We start from the raw sequence: 17,252 nt of genomic DNA on the forward strand, positions 1-17,252 counted from the left end.
TCTTCACATAAAAAAAGCCATCTCTCCAGTAGATAATTCTACGTTTGAGACAGCTCTCTTGCTGTACTTAATCTGCTGCAAGCTCTTGTGTAGCCTGAACAGACATTTCCTTCGCTTGTCTGATGCAATCAGGCAAGCCTACGCCCTCATAACCTGCACCTGCAATGTACACACCCGGTAATTTGCTGCCAAGCTCCTCACGGAGGGCGGCAATATGTTGGAGGTGTCCCACCGGATACTGTGGCATGGATTTACGTAGCCTTGTAATCTCGGAGAAGATCGGCACCGCTTCGATACCCATGGTCTCTCTCAGATCCTTGAGAACGAGATTCGTCAGCGCTTCATCCGGAAGCTCTACGTTCTGTTCGTCACCGGAGCGACCAACATAACAGCGAAGCAGCACCTTATCATCCGGGCTCGTATGCAGCCATTTCGTCGATGTCCACGTGCAAGCCGTAATATTACGGCCCTCTTTCCGCGGAACGAGGAAACCCGATCCGTCGAATACATGCTCCACCTCTTTTTTCTCAAAAGCGAGCACTACATTGGCTACAGACACATAGTTAATCGCATCCAGTGCCGCTGTGTCCACGTGAGGCTTCAGCAGCTCCGACGCAACATATGTTGGCACAGTAACCACTACATCATCGGCTTCAAGCATTTCGCCATTACCCAGTTCAACACGGTATCTGGTCTGCGCTCCATCAAGGCGTTGCAGCGACTTCACCGCAGTGTTCAGACGTTGATCCACATCCTGCAACTCATGGACGAGTGCATGAACAAGGCTCTGAAGTCCCTGACGAAAGTTCAGAAAAGCGCTCCGTTTTGTTCCGGTATGCGTCTCAGCCGGTTTGCGACCCGTCATCATGCCCCGGATCAAGCTGCCGTAATCGCGCTCTACTTCTCCGAACTGCGGGAAGGTAGCCTGGAGGCTCAATCGCCGCATATCACCTGCATAGATTCCCGCGAGCAGTGGTTCCGTCAAGTTCTCCAGCACTTCTGCTCCAAGACGGCGTTCAATCATATAACCGAGCGATTCATCCTCTGTTGTACGACGCGGCGGGATGACAAAATCCATCAACGCCCGCAGTTTGCCTGCCGGAGAGACCAGACCACTTCTCAAGAATGGTCTTAGTTCTGTCGGAATACCGAGAACAAGTCCTGCTGGCATAGGATGAAGCTTGCCACGCTGCATGATATACGTTTTCTTTGACTCCGGATTCTGACTGACCAATTCATGATCGATCTCCAATTCTTTGGCAAGGTCAATCATTGCTGTTTTGCGAGCCAGGAAAGAATCGGGCCCTTTTTCAATCACAAATCCATCCCGGTGCAGTGTCTCGATCATGCCTCCCATGGACGAGCTTTTCTCGACCAAAGTAATCATGGGTTCAACGCCCGCTTCCCGGTAATGCTTGCGGATATAAAATGCCGCGCTGAGGCCGGTAAGGCCACCGCCGACGACAACAACACGGCGTTTCTTATCACCCATTACTCATCCGACCCTTGCTGCCATTGGCTTATAATAACGTCGCTTAACGTCTCCATGTATAGAGGATCGCTATTTAGAGAATCAATACGCATCAGGCGCATGTCGATCTCTTTGGCAATCGATTTGGCCTCAATATCGAGATCATAGAGCACTTCGAGATGATCCGAGACAAACCCGATTGGTGCCACAAGCACATCCTCTACCTGTTCACGAGAAAGCTCCTGTAACGTATCCAGAATATCCGGTCCAAGCCAAGGCTCAGCTGTTCGTCCGGCACTCTGCCACGTAAATTGCCAATTGGTTATGCCTACACGTGATGCAATCACTTCCGAAGTCTCCAGCAATTGTTGCGGGTATGGATCACCCATCTCCACAATACGTGCCGGCAGACTGTGCGCACTAAACAACACCTTCACATCTCCGCGTTTTGCTCCAGCTTCCTCAAACGCGTCCAACTTGGCACTGACACGTGTGGACAACGCCTGAATTAACTTCGGATGCAGATGATAACTCTCAATAAAGGACATATGAACGCCCAGCTCTTCTGCTTTTTCACGCGCACGTTTGATATAACTGCCTACACTCATCGTGGAAAAATGAGGAGCCAGTACAATACCAATCGCTGTCTGAATTCCATCCTTCGCCATCTGCTCCACGCCATCCTCAATAAACGGATAGGCATGCTTCAGTCCTTGATAACAACGGAATTCCACATCAGTGCCACGCTCATCGCGGTTTAATGTCTCTTGAAGGGCCTTGACCTGATTGTCTGTGTTCTCCCGAAGTGGGAAAACACCGCCAACAATGGCTTCATAACGATCCGTCAGTTCTTTCAATTGCTCCGGTTCAGGCGGACGTCCTCTGCGGATATGTGTGTAATACGCTTCAACACTCTCCATATTTTCCGGTGTGCCATACGACATCACCAGTACACCTACAGTATTAGTCATTGGTTACCGTCACCCCACTCTTCATTGCTTCGGCAGAATATTCATGAATATACGCCGTTAGTTCTCTGAGCTTTTCTAGCGATGCTTCAGGAAATAATCCGTGTCCGAGGTTGAAAATATAACCCGGCTCCTTGATTCCTTCGTCAATAATCACTTTGGCTTGCTCTTTAATCAGTTCCATCGGGGCAGTCAGCAAATATGGGTCCAGGTTACCCTGTACTGCAAATTTGCCGCCAAGACGTTGACGCCCTTCCGAAATGGATACTCTCCAGTCCAGTCCAATCACATCGGCTTGCAGATTATGCAGTGCTGGCAACAACTCACCGGATGCAACACCAGGGAAATAAATCTTCGGTACATTCAAATCGGATAATTCGGTAAAGATACGGGTAATCGTAGGCAACACATATGTTCTGAAGTCTTTGGGAGAAAGTGCTCCAACCCAGCTGTCAAACAACTGGAATGCCTTACCGCCATTCGCAATATGCGCACGGACATATGTAATAACCATATCACCAAGCTTCTGCATCAGCTTATGCCACACCTCAGGCTCGCTGTACATCATCGTTTTGGTGCGGATATACCCTTTCGAAGGTCGTCCTTCAATCAGATAACTCGCAATCGTGAATGGTGCGCCCGCAAACGTAATAAGAGGAACATCAAGCTCCTTATCCAGAATTCGAATGGTTTCCAGAATATGTGACAGATCTCCTTCTACGTCAATGGGACGCAGCCGATCCACATCTGCAGCGGACCGAATAGGATTATCGATGACTGGACCAATATTTTTCACAATGTCAAAATCAATGCCCAGAGAGGCAACCGGATTCATAATATCGGAATACAAAATAGCCGCATCTACACCAAGTTTGCGTACCGGCATGAGTGTAACTTCAGCCGCCAGCTCGGGTTGTTTGCAGATTTCTAACAAGGAGTACTTTTCTTTAATTTTGCGATATTCAGGATCGTAACGTCCAGCTTGACGCATGTACCATACCGGGACACGGTCTACCTGTTGTTTGAAACTTGCCCGAATCAGTCGATCATTATAGCTCATGTAAGAAGCCTCCAATAGTTTTTGGACTCATAATTACCATTATGCCCTTTTTAAACAGCCGTAACAACCACATGCAGATGCGTTCTACGTGACAATACTATGACATTCCTTACACCCATCCCTCATATGCCAATTATGTTATAATGAAAGAATGGTGTTTTTTTTGAGAATTACAGAAATATCTTTGAAAGGAAGTGAAAGCACTTTGAAAACATGGAAAGTAAACCTCATTGTGCTTTGGTTCGGACAATTTTTGGTCAATTCGGGCATGACCATGATTACCCCATTTTTGTCTCTTTATCTCGCAAGAGATCTGGGCGTTGTTGGCGAACATGAAATTGGCATATGGGCGGGATTTATTTTTGCAGCCAATTTCCTCACCTCATTTTTGTTCCAACCGCTCTGGGGCAAGTTATCGGACAAGTATGGCCGTAAAGTTATGCTGCTGCGTTCGGGATTCGGGATGGCCATCGTAATTGCCCTTATGGGTCTGGCACAGAATCCTTGGCAGCTTCTCTTATTGCGTTTGCTTAACGGTACCATCTCCGGTTTCAATCCTGCAGCTGTTGCGCTGATATCGGGTACCACTCCGAAAGACCGCATGGGTTTTGCCATGGGAATCAGTCAGTCCGGGCAGGTTGCCGGCACCATCCTGGGTCCACTCATTGGTGGCTTGTTAGCGGATGCGGTAGGCTTCCGCCCCATTTTCTACATTACAGGTGGACTGATCTTTGTTGCTTCCATGCTCGCCATGTTCCTGGTGAGAGAGAAGTTTGACCGTCAAGAAGCAGCCAAACTACCGGCACAATCCGTATTATCCGGTCTGAAGGAATTGAACAAGTCACCTCAACTGCCCGCACTGTTTGCTGTGACGTTTCTGTTGCAGTTTGCGATGATTAGCCCCATGTCACTCTTGCCGCTGTATGTGCAAAAATTGCATGCTTCGGATGTAAATGTGGCCTTCTGGGCAGGACTTGTCGGTGCAGTTACGGGACTATCCAATATGGCCATGTCTCCGATTCTCGGGAAGCTGAGTGACCGGATTGGTCCTCACAAGGTGCTGACGTTCTCTCTCATAGGAACAGGACTCATGCTTATTCCGCAGGCATTTGTTCAGACCGTGTGGCAGCTCATTCTTGTTCGTTTCATGATGGGGGTGTTCATGGGTGGCCTGCTTCCGAGCGTTAATGCCCTGATCCGTTCCTACACATCCGATAGCATGATCAGCCGTGCATTCAGTTTTAATACGAGTACTCTGGCGCTGGGCAACATGCTTGGAGCGATCATTGGAGGATTTATGGCAGGATTCATCGGGATCGAAGGTCTGTTTATCGTCTCTGGCGGACTGCTGCTGCTTAATATGGTTTGGGTCCGATTCAAATTGTATAACAAACCTGCTTCTATTCGGGAATCCTGATTCCCTATCCATTTCTCAATGAGTACATCTTACTTTTTCATTTGAAAAAGCCGCTTCCAGCGCCTAATTGGCCTGAGAGCGGCTTTTGTCATTCATATGCCATTTATTTAATTATTTATTTATTAGATTGAATTGTATCGGATAATGTTTCACGCCAAATACAAAAGCACTTTGTATCGGTTGCAGAGCCGTTCCAGGCACAAGTTGAATGTTTCCCATGTGCTGAAGCAATGTATGAAGAACTACCCTTGCCTCCAATCGAGCGAGTGGTGCGCCCAAACAAAAATGAATGCCAAAACCAAAGCCCATATGCCTGTTCGGCTTGCGATCAGAGATGAAATCTTCCGGATTTTCAAATTGGGCACTGTCCCGATTAGCTGCTCCAACCCAGGAAATCACCTGCTCTCCAGCTTGAATCATCTGACCATTCAACTCTACAGTTTCCTTGGCGACCCGCCCAATCGCGACAATTGGCGGATAATATCTCAGCGTCTCTTCAATCGCAGAAGTAATCCGTTCAGGCTGTTCGCGCAACTCCTGTTGTAGCTCGGGTTGTTCAGACAGAATACGAACCGCATTGGTAATCAGGTTGGTTGTTGTTTCATTACCGGCAGCAAGTAAGAGAATACAGAAGCCTACCACTTCATCTGAAGTCAATTGCTGACCATCAATCTCCGCAGCTAGCAGTAATGAGATCAGATCATCCTTTGGCTGCAACCGACGTTCTTCCATAATGCCAGTGAAATAGATATGCAGCTCCTGCATATTTCTTTTTTTCTCCTCCAATAACTCCTGGAAGGCCTGCTCACTATCATCGCGTGCGCCTTTCACCAACACATCAGACCAGTCTTTGAACTTTTGACGATCCGCCGCAGGGACTCCGATCAATTCCGCAATGACAATGACGGGCAATGGTGTTGCAAGGTCATCAATAAGTTCCATATGTCCTTCTGACAGGTGTGGAGCAATTAACTCATCTGTGATTTCCTGAATACGCGGAGCCAATGCTTCAATTGCCTTGGGTGTAAACGCCTGATTCACCAGATCACGTAGCTGTTTGTGTTTGGGAGGGTCTGTCGTCAACATGCTCGTATTGGCACGATCACGTGCAGAAGAGAATAGTTTCGGATTTTTCAGAACGTACTTCACATCTTCATAACCAAAAACATCCCAACATTCTCGATGCTCATCATAGCGGACTGGAGTGTTATCACGAAGTTCTGCATACACCTTGAAGGGAGATAACCTCTCTTCCAAAGTCTCCAGTTCCCGAATCGGAATGTAATTTGCATACTTTCTCGGTGCCTGTTTCATCGTTTCTCCTCCAATCAATATTATATATTTATTTACATATGTTGATCACCCCTATTATAAACATAACTCTATAACGAAACCACTCTTTAGACCGTAATTGAGCCCCATTACCTAATATGCGTTACTATCATCCTCTCATTCTGTTACCTACTTCTGATATGAGTCCCAATTCGACATTCTTTTATTAAAATGCTTCATTTTATCAGGACAAAAGACTCATTATGTAATGTTAACTAACATTAAAAGGGTTTATTTTCCTTCAAAATTACTAAAACCGCTTCTTTTCTGTCTCTATCAAAATGAATAATCTTTCATAATTCCTTATAAACAATCATTTTACTCTATTTATCTACGAATGTAATCGATTACTCTACCATTATCTGCATTTGTCATATTACTTAACATGAAATACAATAAATTTGAAATGGTATACATATTCTTCTTAACAAACTTAACATCACACTTACTTGAAGGAGAGTGCTATTCATGAGTAAAACATCCAATCTTCGTCCCTGGGCCGTATGGAGTACCGCAGCTTTAACAGCATTGACCATCTCGTTGTCCCCCATTGGAACCTACGCCGCGCACGCAGCTACGGTAGAGGTGAAAGGCACAACAGGTGCTGTTCAGACAGCAACTACTACTCCCGCTCGCAATACTTCCATCCCTGCAATACCAGACTCTTCCAAGCAATCTGCACTTCCTAATGTATTGGTGATCGGAACTGGCGGAACGATTGCCGGTCAATCCGAGGATGCCACCAGCTTCCAGAATTACAAGGCAGGTACACTTCCCATTGGAGAGATGGTAGACGCCTTACCGGATAAACAGAAGATTGCTGATGTTAGCACGCTCCAATTCGGAAACTCAGGTTCAGGATCCTATAGCATGACCGACCTCTATGACTTGTCGCAGACGGTAGACAAAGCTCTGGCAATGTATGACAGTGTTGTCGTTACCACGGGTACAGATACAATGGAAGAAATCGCTTATTTCCTCGATATGACTGTTCAGAGTGACAAACCTGTCGTGATCACAGGCTCCATGCGTCCATGGACCGTCATCGGTTCTGACGCTCAAGCCAATCTGTACAACGCCATCAAGCTTGCAGGTAGTGGTCGTACCACTTCATTCGGCACAGTGCTTATGTTGAATGACACAATCCAGCTTGCTCGTGGTGTAACCAAAACAAATGATTATCGGACAGATACGTTTGAAACACCGATGCTTGGCGCTGTAGGATATATTGATGAAGAAAATATTCGAATCTACCGCGCTCCTGCACGTGCCTTGAAACCTGAAGGCACAGCAAAGCCCGTATTTGATCTAAGTAAAATCACAAAGGCAGATCTGGCAAAAGTAGAAATTGCGATCTCATATCAAGAAGCTGGCGGCGGAGCCATCGAAGGATTTGTGAGCAGCGGTGCCAAAGGAATCGTGACTTCCGGTACCGGAGCTGGCGGCATCTCCCGAGCTATGGGACAAGCTCGTACCAAAGCCATTGAAGAAGGTGTCATCTTTGTGACCACCACTCGGACGGGTTCAGGAAGTGTGTATGGCGGCGGCAAAGGTATCATTGCAGGCGACAACCTGAGTCCACAACAAGCTCGTGTATTATTGATGCTGGGCCTGTCCTTCAGTGATGATTTTGACACCATCAAAAAATGGTTTGAAACGTACGGAACACCTGAAGTATAAATCAAACTCATCCTTTATAAATCTGGACAAAGAAGAGACGATACTCCCTGTGATTCAAGGTGTGTCGTCTCTTCTTTGTGTGTTTTCAGATTTTATGATTATTTTTTTAGTTAAATAAAACCTGAACAGATAAACAACAAAGAAAACTAGGGTTGCAATAAGTACAATATAAACTGGCAGTATTAAAAAGGGCGTGTATACGTTAAGAAAATGAAATACGAAACCTGAGATCAGAAGCAAAGAAAGAAAAATAAATAAAGGTCTCAATTCAACACCTCCATATATAGAAATTTATAACTTCTTATATACAATCTTACCATAAAATAACTGAAAGTTAGTTATGATCTCTTCTTCACTAAAAAATCAATTCATTTTTAGATAAACCTCAATAAAAACTCATTCTCAACAATCAATATTTTTCACACTAAAAAAACTCCGATGGAACACGCCCCCTCACAAACATAAAAGCGTGAGATCGTGTTCCGTCGGAGTTTTATCATTAGGGGTTCTTCACTTCACCCAGGCAAGTACCAGCCCATCGTAATCCGGCAACATCGTCGTCACCAGACGCGGGTCACTTGCCATCTGTTCATTGAAGCGACGAACAGCCAGTACGGCCGGACCCTGCTTGTCCGGATTCAGCGTACGACCACGCAGGAAACAATTATCACCTACGATGACAGCACCTGGCCGGGCCAGCTTAATGGCATAGTCAAGATATACCGGATAATTCTCCTTATCTGCGTCAATAAAGAAGAAATCAAATGTGCGACCTTCCTGCTCCAATTCCTCCAGGCTGTCTGCCGCCGGGCCAATGCGGTACTCCACCTTTTCGCCAAAACCGCCTTCCTCCAGATGACCACGCGCCATTGCCGCATATTCCTCTTTCAGTTCCAGCGAAGTGAGAGTTCCACTCTCCCGCAAGCCCCGCGCAATGCAGATCCCACTGTAACCGCCCAGCACGCCGATTTCGAGCGCAGCTTCTGCTTTGGATGTCTTCGCTAGAAACGTGAGCAATCGTCCATATGCCGCCGCAACCGAAACTTCCGGCATGCCGTTCGAACGGATGGCCTCTTTCACTTTCAGCAAAAGCTCATCCTCTTGAAATAATTGATTTACATATTCATCAGGGGTCAGATTCACCACTAAAATCCTCCTTGGACACTTGGACTGCTTTCCATATGGATGCCAATGTTCTATAATAAATGTTTGTTATCAACACAGGCGGTTGACTGATGCATCACTTCGAAAGAGGCGTGCATACGTTCACCGCATTTCTCATTGTAAGTTTTTTCACGGAAAGCGGCAAGGCCGCACCGTTACTATACAGCAGAGAGAAGGATTTCCCTTCTCCAGCTTGAAATGGAGTTGAAATGAATCACATGGCTCAATTGCAATTGATCGCAACCTCGGCGATGGGACTCGAGGCTGTTGTTGCCCGGGAACTGAAACAACTGGGGTATGAAGATGTTACGATCGACAATGGACGGGTTTTCTTCACAGGAGATTATATTGATATTTGCCGTTGTAATCTGTGGCTGAGAAGTTCGGATCGTGTATTGGTGAAAATGGGTGAATTCCCTGCCACGACTTTCGACGAATTGTTTGAAGGCACCAAAGCGTTGCCTTGGGAAGAGTGGATTCCTGCCGACGGCGAATTCCCTGTAGAGGGTCGTTCTCAAAAATCCCAGTTAAGCAGCGTGCCTGCATCACAAGGGATCGTGAAAAAAGCAATCGTAGAGAAACTGAAGCTGACTTATGACACAGAGTGGTTCCCAGAGGATGGGTCTCGTTATGTGATTGAGGTTATTCTACTGAACGATCGCGCCCTGCTTACTTTAGATACAACGGGACCAGGTCTGCATAAACGGGGTTATCGTAAACTCGTCACCGAAGCGCCACTCAAAGAAACACTTGCTGCTGCTCTTATTCAGCTCAGCCGCTGGAATGTATCCCGCCCATTCTATGACCCGTGCTGTGGATCAGGCACAATGCTGATCGAAGCCGCTATGATCGGCTGGAACATTGCACCAGGACTTCGTCGGACCTTCAACTCTGAGGACTGGGCTGTCATTCCTGAAGAATTGTGGGAACAGGCGCGCGAAGAAGCATTCGATGCTGTACGTGACGATGTCCCGTTACAAATTTCAGGTAGCGATATTGATCCTGAAGCGATTGAAGTTGCTATGGCAGCGATCAAAAGTGCTGGCTTTGCCAAAGATATTGAAGTCAGCGTCCTGCCCGCTCATCGCGCAAGACCACAGGGTCAATATGGTGTCATCATTACCAATCCCCCATATGGTGAACGTTTGAGTGAAGAAAAAGAAGTTCAGAAGTTGCTCCGCTCATTAGGGCGCAGTTACCTCGACATGCCAACATGGTCCTTTTTTGCAATCACGTCAACCAAAGCTTTTGAGGAGTATTTCGGTCATAAGGCAGACAAACGTCGCAAGTTGTTCAACGGACGAATTGAAACCCAGTACTATCAGTATTTGGGCCCACTGCCCCCACGAAATAAAACACCACAATCTTCATAATTATTTCGAATCTAAAGTGCTCCTGCCATCTATGGCCGGGGCGCTTTTTTTGTGCGCTTTTCTGGTCATATGAATTCACCGACTTCGGTCTTCGGCTGGACAAGATTCAATTCTCCCTGAGGCATAGTTGAAAACACATGAGGCCACGCTATAATGGATGGAGCCCTATTTTACACTCCGATTACAAAACAACAAAAGCAAGGGGGACATACATATGGTTGTCACTCGGCCTACGCGCAGCGCCATGCCACGCGGGCTTCTAAATCATCCATTAACGTTATATCTTATTTTTCTTGTGCTCATGCTGCTCAAACTCATGTGGCTCCATCACAATCTTCACGCTTATAACATTACGATGGGACTGCTGGATAAAGTCATCGCTATTGGGTCTTTACTACTCTTGTCCTTCTGGACCTGGTTGCTGCCACGTAGAGGCATGATCTTGTCTCTCGCCGTACTTAACCTGCTGCTTACCGCACTAATCTACGCCGATATGGTGTATTATCGCTATTTCCAGGATTTCTTGACCATCCCGGTATTGTTGCAGGCGAGACAAGTCGACGCATTGGGTGACAGCATCGCTACACTGATCTACACAAGTGATCTCTGGTTCTTTGCCGACTGGCTTGTCGTCATTCCGTTCGCAGCTATCGTACTGTTCAGCAGACGTTACCGTTCGAAGCACTCCAGTACGTCTGTTACTGGTTACGGGAGTTATTTGTATAACGATGGCAAGGCACGGTTGCGCCGCCGTCTCACGGCTGGCAGCATCGCCCTTGTGCTGGGACTTGGCCTCGCGGTTGGCCCGATTTATTTCTACAGCAAAACATGGGCCAAAGGCCTGTTCGATAACAACTGGTGGAATGTATCCATGTATAATGTGACCGGACTGCTCGCTTTTCACGGTTATGATCTGTACAACTATGCCAAAGACCACATCGGCTCCGGGCCGCAGGCTGATCCCGCTGATGTTGAGCAAGCAAAAGCGTTCTTTGCTGAAAGGCAAGAAGCTGCCCCGCAGAATGATGCCTTGTTTGGCAAATATAAAGACAGCAATGTCATCATTGTTCAAGGTGAGGCTTTTATGAACTTCATGATCGGCCAGAGCATTGGTGGTCAGGAGATCACACCGCATTTTAATGAACTGATGAAGGAAAGTCAGTATTATAGTCACTTTTATCACCAGACCGGTCAGGGCAGAACGTCAGATGCCGATTTTGGCGCAAACATTTCCCTGCATCCACTTCCGGTTGGATCAGCGTTTGTACGCTATGCAGACCATACGTATGATTCCCTTCCTTCCATCCTGAAGGATAACGGGTACAGCACCAACGTATTTCACGCTTATGAGAGTGGATTCTGGAATCGGTATACGATGTATCAGAACATGAAGTACGACAAGTTTTATAGTAAAAATGATTTTGCACAGGATGACCCACTTGGCTGGTCCCTGTCTGATGAATCCTTTTTCCGCCAATCCGTTGAGAAAATGAGTAGTGATGTGACTGAACCGTTCTATTCCTTCCTCATTACACTCAGCAGTCACCATCCATATGCCCTGCCTAAAGAGAAACAGCAGCTAGATGTAGGCGAGTTCCAGGGAACAATGTTCGGAAATTATCTGCAATCCGTTCATTACGTGGATTCGGCACTCGGCAAGATGGTCGAGGATCTGAAAAATCGGGGATTATGGGAAAATACCATTTTTATGTTCTACGGAGACCACGACAACTCGATTAAGGAACAGTCACAATACGAACAGTTCCTGGGACGTTCGCTGAACGAACTGGATATGGCACAGATCATGAACGAGGTTCCCCTGCTCGTGCATTTACCGGACGGAGCAGCTGCCGGAACCATGGACGAACCTTCGGGACAACTGGACATCACGCCATCCGTATTGCATCTGCTCGGCGTGTCCGACCAGTCCTATTATCATATGGGTAACGACGTATACGACGGGTCTTCACGTACGGTTGTGCTGCGTAATGGTGCATTCTCGGATGGTTCTGTATTCTACATTCCATCGGATGACTATATCTATGAGAATGGCGCTTGTTATGACCTGTCGACACGTGACAAAACAGACATCAATGCTTGCCGCCCCGGTCATGATGAAGCAGCCAAGCGATTACATGTCTCGGACACGGTCATTACTTATGATTTGATTCAGCGCTTTCGAGAGGAAGATAGTTCAACAGCAACACCACAATGAGCGATATCGTAATGACAAGCTAAACAAAAACACGAAATGAATTGAACTGGATTTAAAAAAGGGGAACTCTCATTACATGACATCACACACAGGACCATTTAATATTGAACAACAATTGTTCGACGCAGCCGCAAAATTTGTGAAGCAACGTTATCCTCAGGGATGGGGCGGCGCGGGTGCCGTCTATACCGAAGCTGGCTCCCTGCTGATTAGTGTAGCTCCAGAGGTCATCAACGATGCCACGCATCTGTGTATGGAAACAGGAGCTTATCTGGAAGCCCACAAATTGAAAGAACGCGTCACCCACTCCCTCTGTATCGCTCGTGATGATGAGCACTCAGAATTCAAGGTCCTTACACCTTGCGGCGTGTGCCAAGAACGATTATTTTACTGGGGTGAAGAAGTTAAAGCTGCAGTATACGATCCTTCTGGTCAGTTGGTTTTCAAAAGACTGGATGAGATCCAACCATACCATTGGTCCAAAGCATATCGGGATAAAAAGTAATCTCCTTGCGAATTATAGAAAGTGGCTTTATAATTGTAACCATATTGGTTTCAACTAAATGGATGATGGAGGTTTTAATAAAATGAATATTGAGATATGGTCTGATTTTCTGTGCCCTTTCTGTTATATCGGTAAACGCCGCCTGGAGAATGTACTGGAACAGTTCCCACACCGTGATGAAGTGAAGCTGCAATTCAAAAGCTTCGAGCTTGATCCAAACGCTGCATTGAACCCAGGCAAAACCAATTCGGAATACCTGGCTGCCAAATATAATATGAGCGTGGAACAGGCCAAAGGTATGAATGCCCAGATGAATGCCAACGCTCGTACGGCAGGACTGGAATACAATATCGATGCCATGATCCCTACGAACTCCTTCTCAGCTCACCGCTTGACACACTGGGCAGATACACAAGGCAAAGCGCTTGAACTGAGTGAACGGATATTCCAAGCTGTATTTATTGAAGGTAAACACTCCGGCGACCCTGAAGTGTTGGCTCAGTTAGCAGAAGAAATCGGCTTGGATCGAAATGCAGCTACGGCAGTGCTGTCCAGTGATCAATTCACCGACAATGTCCGCGCTGACCAAGCGGAAGGCGAGCAACTCGGCATCCGCGGTGTACCGTTCTTTGTATTCGACCGCAAGTTCGCCGTATCGGGCGCTCAGCCTGACGAGGTGTTCCTGGATGCCATTCAAAAAGCATGGGACGAGCGTTCCCCATTCACAATGGTTGAATCCAACACAACAGAAACAGACGGCAGTGGCATCTGCACAGATGACGGATGCGAAGTCCCGAAAAAAAATTAAGCCAATTCACACACAAAAAGCAGCAGGCTCAGGGAGTATCCCCTGAGCCTGCTGCTTTTTTTTATATGCTACACACCACTCAAGCTCATTGTATATATTTGTGTTTGATGAACAGTTACTGTGGAGGGGACGGAATCGATTCTGAAGAAGCGGAGCGTTCGCCTTTGTCTCCGAATTTTATCCTCTGAAACGAGGAATCAAAAAATTTGGAGACAACAGCGATCGAAAGAACGATCCGTGACCGGAACCTCCACTAACTTATCATCAAACACATAATTCAATTAGCGTCTACCCACTTAATCCCAGAACAGTTGATCCGGATGTGGCCCCGTCCGCTTATCGGAATCAAGTGCATCAATTTGTCTCAACTCATCCGGTGTCAATTCAAAGTCAAAGATGTCCGCATTCTCACGAATACGCTCCGGGGTAACCGACTTCGGAATCGTCACAATCTGATTCTGAATGTCCCAGCGCAGAATGATCTGTGCTGGCGTTTTCCCATATTTCTGGGCCAGCGCTTTGAGGGTAGACTCTTGGTTCAGCTTGCCTTTCATAATAGGACTCCATGCCTCCAACTGAATTCCCTGCGCCCCACAGAAATCCTGAAGTTCCTGCTGGATCAGACCTGGATGTAGCTCTACCTGATTTACCGCAGGCACCGTTCCGCCCTCATCTATGATATCTTGCAAATGGTGTACTTGAAAATTACTCACACCAATCGCACGGATGCTTCCTTCGCTATATAGACGTTCGAATGCTCTCCACGTCTCCTTATACTGGTCTCTGCCAGGCCAGTGAATTAAGTAAAGATCAATCACATTCAGTCCAAGCGCCTTCTGACTGGCTTCAAATGCTCTCAACGTTGAGTCAAATCCCTGATCTTCGTTCCAGAGCTTCGTCGTCACAAACAGTTCGTTACGGGCAACACCACTGCTTGCAATAGCTTGTCCCACTTCTTCCTCATTGCCATAGATGGACGCGGTATCAATACTGCGATATCCAACCTCCAAAGCGGTCTCAACCGCCTGTTGTACTTCCTTACCTTTTGCTTTATATGTTCCAAATCCTAGCCATGGCATCGTTACTCCGTTGTTCAGAATCGTACAATCTGTAATATGTTTTGTCATTCTGTACCTCCCGTATGGAATTTTGCCTGCTCTTGTTCTATTAACCTTCTCACAGAATTTTAAGCGACTATTCGACATACTGTCGGAGTAAACCCATGGATGGAGAGCCTTTGCAAAAGATATGAAAAACCCGCAAAGCATTACTGTCCTGCGGGTTCTGGTGTGACAGGAACGTTATAAATCCCCTTGGCCGTGCTGACTCTGGATTGAATTCAATCTTCTCTTCTCCTCGATGAACATTTCCTCTGCCAACTCAACACCTTGCCCTCCGAGTGAAAGCTCAGCTTGTCGCATCGCTTGCTCCGTATGTGCCAGACGACGTTCCGCCTGTACAATGGTCTGTGCCGTCGGATGAGACAGGGCCTGAGATACAGCATAATGAAGCTTGTTCACCGCATTTTGCGCCTGAGATACGGTGGTATCGGCTTGCAAACTGGAATCATAACGCTTCGGCATGAGTATTCCTCCTTGGGATTATCATGTTCCTGTTACCCCTTTAGGATGGATAACACAAGCCTTCCTTATTCTTCTTTTGTGTTTTTATCGTAACTTTAGTTGATTTGACTACGTTTATTAGATAATCATGTGAGTCGGGAGGAATTCATTTGAAGAAAATATTACTGACACTCTGTATGCTGCCCTTCCTCATTTGGGTACAAGGCTGCGCTCCTGCAACATACGAGATAGAAGGATATACAGCGTCATCCATGAACCCAGACATCCCAGTCCCAAGCAATGCGAAGCTCATTAAAATCATAACTGATTCAGGCAATCGAAACATTAAAGAAGGCGTGATGTATGAATTGAAACATATTGGAGGGGAGCAAGGACTCTACCCGCCATTGGATTATTTTCAGAAGTTAGCGGATACAGGTTGGGTCGAATTGGAGGAAGAACGAATGGGGCATGTACATTTTCTGAAAAAGGATACTACAGTCATTGCTATTGAAATTAGAGAAGATGCCTTCGAAATTTATGAAATGGTCAAAGGTGCTATGGAGTAACACATCCTTTCACTGCTACCCAAACGCAAAAAAAGGAGAGGCACGTAGCCCCTCCTTTCTGATGTGTGGACAGTTTTCTCCACTCACCTTGTTATATCCTGTTACTTCACGAACTTTGCGACTTTGACGAGCACTTCTTCTTCTGTCGGCGCACTGATGTACCGACCGTTGATAAAGACAAACGCACGTTTCGCGCAAGGACCGCAATAGGATTTGCACCCAATCTTGATCTCCGTGTCTGGAGCCATTTTTTGCAACTTGGGCACAATCGATTTCAGTCGGACATGATTACACTTTTCGCATACGCGGATATCGTTAGCCATGAGTTCCCCTTCTTCGCGCCCTTAGTGGTCGCCGTGATTACCTTGGGACGGATTCGTAATAACGAATCCCTCTTCCGGGAAGTAGAGGTAATCAATTTTTACACCGTTCAACAAAGGCTGATCATTCGCAAGAATGACATCAATCTCTTTATCGGTAGATACAACCGTATCATTTTCTTTTGGTGTGTCGATATCAAGCCCGTAGTGAGCATGGTCACCATGTGCATGTGTGATGACAACGCGCAGGTTTTTCCCTTCGTTCTCCGGCTTGTCCAATTCAAGCTTCAATACTTTAGCAGCATTACGCGTAATTTTGCAGTTCATTCTCTTCATCTCCTATATTGTAATTGCAGGTTTTCACAATTTCAGCATTCTTAAACTACAGCATCTATTGTAAAGAAAGTTACCGCTCTTCGCAATAACATTGATGCGAATTCAATGTTAAAATGATCCATTGGGCCGCAAATTAAGAAGGCGCCCCCTCTTGAAGCACAGGATATTTACGTTCTGCCCGGCTTACAAACCAGTTCATCAGAATCAAAGTGACCCCGATATCATCAATGGGCATAAACGGCATTACGTCAGGAAGTACCCAGTACAACAGCGCTGGAATAATAAACAACAGCTTTTCTCCCAAAGGAATCTGCGGAGCCCGGAGCAGCCGGGGGAGCCTTTTGAAAACTTGTGTCCATCGTTTGAACGACAGCAGACTTCTCCACTTCATTTGAATCCCTCCGTATAATTATATATGTCGCCGAAATGGCACATCCATCATTACCCGTTCGAAAACCATTCAGAACGAATG

The 17,252-nt window shown here is 46.5% G+C and carries 17 protein-coding genes; 7 read left to right on the forward strand and 10 right to left on the reverse strand.

Annotated features, from left to right (window positions below):
- Positions 1 to 67: 67 nt before the first annotated feature.
- Genes hemY through hemE form a run of 3 tightly spaced genes read right to left on the reverse strand, consistent with a single transcriptional unit; the run spans position 68 to position 3,499 of the window.
- Positions 68 to 1,492 (reverse strand): protoporphyrinogen oxidase, encoded by a 1,425-nt coding sequence (hemY, locus tag ACDJ59_RS15895; protein ID WP_413404082.1) that lies wholly within the window; start codon positions 1,490 to 1,492, stop codon positions 68 to 70.
- A complete protein-coding gene (gene hemH / locus ACDJ59_RS15900; RefSeq protein WP_036609705.1) occupies positions 1,492 to 2,442 on the reverse strand; it encodes a ferrochelatase in 951 nt (316 codons plus the stop codon). The genes hemY and hemH overlap by 1 nt, the downstream gene beginning before the upstream one ends.
- Positions 2,435 to 3,499, reverse strand: a complete 1,065-nt coding sequence (hemE, locus tag ACDJ59_RS15905; protein WP_036609707.1) for a uroporphyrinogen decarboxylase — start codon at positions 3,497 to 3,499, stop codon at positions 2,435 to 2,437. The genes hemH and hemE overlap by 8 nt, the downstream gene beginning before the upstream one ends.
- Before the next feature lie 205 nt (positions 3,500 to 3,704).
- Between hemE and ACDJ59_RS15910 the strand changes: the two genes are divergently transcribed.
- A complete protein-coding gene (locus ACDJ59_RS15910) occupies positions 3,705 to 4,916 on the forward strand; it encodes an MFS transporter (protein WP_036670103.1) in 1,212 nt (403 codons plus the stop codon).
- A gap of 111 nt (positions 4,917 to 5,027) precedes the next feature.
- Here ACDJ59_RS15910 and ACDJ59_RS15915 read toward each other — a convergent pair whose 3' ends face one another.
- Positions 5,028 to 6,230, reverse strand: a complete 1,203-nt coding sequence (locus tag ACDJ59_RS15915) for a cytochrome P450 (RefSeq protein WP_413404085.1) — start codon at positions 6,228 to 6,230, stop codon at positions 5,028 to 5,030.
- A gap of 486 nt (positions 6,231 to 6,716) precedes the next feature.
- Between ACDJ59_RS15915 and ACDJ59_RS15920 the strand changes: the two genes are divergently transcribed.
- Positions 6,717 to 7,928 carry an asparaginase gene (locus ACDJ59_RS15920; RefSeq protein ID WP_100529287.1) on the forward strand — a complete coding sequence of 404 codons (1,212 nt, stop codon included), beginning with the start codon at positions 6,717 to 6,719 and terminating at the stop codon, positions 7,926 to 7,928.
- 510 nt (positions 7,929 to 8,438) lie between these two features.
- Here the strand turns inward: ACDJ59_RS15920 and ACDJ59_RS15925 are convergent.
- A complete protein-coding gene (locus ACDJ59_RS15925; RefSeq protein WP_413404087.1) occupies positions 8,439 to 9,071 on the reverse strand; it encodes an O-methyltransferase in 633 nt (210 codons plus the stop codon).
- A gap of 239 nt (positions 9,072 to 9,310) precedes the next feature.
- Between ACDJ59_RS15925 and ACDJ59_RS15930 the strand changes: the two genes are divergently transcribed.
- From ACDJ59_RS15930 to ACDJ59_RS15945, 4 genes are all read left to right on the forward strand, one after another.
- Positions 9,311 to 10,465: a THUMP domain-containing class I SAM-dependent RNA methyltransferase gene (locus tag ACDJ59_RS15930; RefSeq protein ID WP_413409838.1), complete on the forward strand. Its 1,155-nt coding sequence runs from the start codon at positions 9,311 to 9,313 to the stop codon at positions 10,463 to 10,465.
- A 214-nt stretch (positions 10,466 to 10,679) separates the two neighbouring features.
- Entirely contained in the window at positions 10,680 to 12,680 is a 2,001-nt protein-coding gene (locus ACDJ59_RS15935) for an LTA synthase family protein (RefSeq protein ID WP_413404089.1), read from the forward strand.
- 76 nt (positions 12,681 to 12,756) lie between these two features.
- Complete coding sequence (locus tag ACDJ59_RS15940) at positions 12,757 to 13,185, forward strand: cytidine deaminase (protein ID WP_413404091.1); 429 nt, start codon at positions 12,757 to 12,759, stop codon at positions 13,183 to 13,185.
- An 82-nt stretch (positions 13,186 to 13,267) separates the two neighbouring features.
- A complete protein-coding gene (locus ACDJ59_RS15945; RefSeq protein ID WP_413404093.1) occupies positions 13,268 to 13,993 on the forward strand; it encodes a DsbA family protein in 726 nt (241 codons plus the stop codon).
- 296 nt (positions 13,994 to 14,289) lie between these two features.
- On the opposite strand, the gene ACDJ59_RS15950 is transcribed toward ACDJ59_RS15945, so the two are convergent.
- Together ACDJ59_RS15950 and ACDJ59_RS15955 are read right to left on the reverse strand one after the other, a co-directional pair.
- Positions 14,290 to 15,120 carry an aldo/keto reductase gene (locus ACDJ59_RS15950; RefSeq protein ID WP_036670089.1) on the reverse strand — a complete coding sequence of 277 codons (831 nt, stop codon included), beginning with the start codon at positions 15,118 to 15,120 and terminating at the stop codon, positions 14,290 to 14,292.
- Positions 15,121 to 15,294: 174 nt separating this feature from the next.
- Entirely contained in the window at positions 15,295 to 15,576 is a 282-nt protein-coding gene (locus tag ACDJ59_RS15955) for a hypothetical protein (RefSeq protein WP_413404095.1), read from the reverse strand.
- 149 nt (positions 15,577 to 15,725) lie between these two features.
- Between ACDJ59_RS15955 and ACDJ59_RS15960 the strand changes: the two genes are divergently transcribed.
- Positions 15,726 to 16,124 carry a hypothetical protein gene (locus ACDJ59_RS15960; RefSeq protein WP_413404097.1) on the forward strand — a complete coding sequence of 133 codons (399 nt, stop codon included), beginning with the start codon at positions 15,726 to 15,728 and terminating at the stop codon, positions 16,122 to 16,124.
- Positions 16,125 to 16,225: 101 nt separating this feature from the next.
- Here the strand turns inward: ACDJ59_RS15960 and ACDJ59_RS15965 are convergent, their stop codons facing one another.
- The 3 genes from ACDJ59_RS15965 to ACDJ59_RS15975 form a co-directional block, all read right to left on the reverse strand.
- Positions 16,226 to 16,447, reverse strand: coding sequence for a DUF1450 domain-containing protein (locus ACDJ59_RS15965; protein WP_091032287.1), 222 nt, complete (start codon positions 16,445 to 16,447; stop codon positions 16,226 to 16,228).
- Positions 16,448 to 16,468: 21 nt separating this feature from the next.
- Positions 16,469 to 16,771: a heme biosynthesis protein HemY gene (locus ACDJ59_RS15970; protein ID WP_017689422.1), complete on the reverse strand. Its 303-nt coding sequence runs from the start codon at positions 16,769 to 16,771 to the stop codon at positions 16,469 to 16,471.
- A gap of 142 nt (positions 16,772 to 16,913) precedes the next feature.
- Entirely contained in the window at positions 16,914 to 17,171 is a 258-nt protein-coding gene (locus tag ACDJ59_RS15975; RefSeq protein ID WP_413404100.1) for a hypothetical protein, read from the reverse strand.
- Between the last annotated feature and the right edge of the window lie 81 nt (positions 17,172 to 17,252).

Source organism: Paenibacillus amylolyticus, from assembly GCF_047302515.1.
Lineage (GTDB): Bacteria > Bacillota > Bacilli > Paenibacillales > Paenibacillaceae > Paenibacillus > Paenibacillus amylolyticus_G.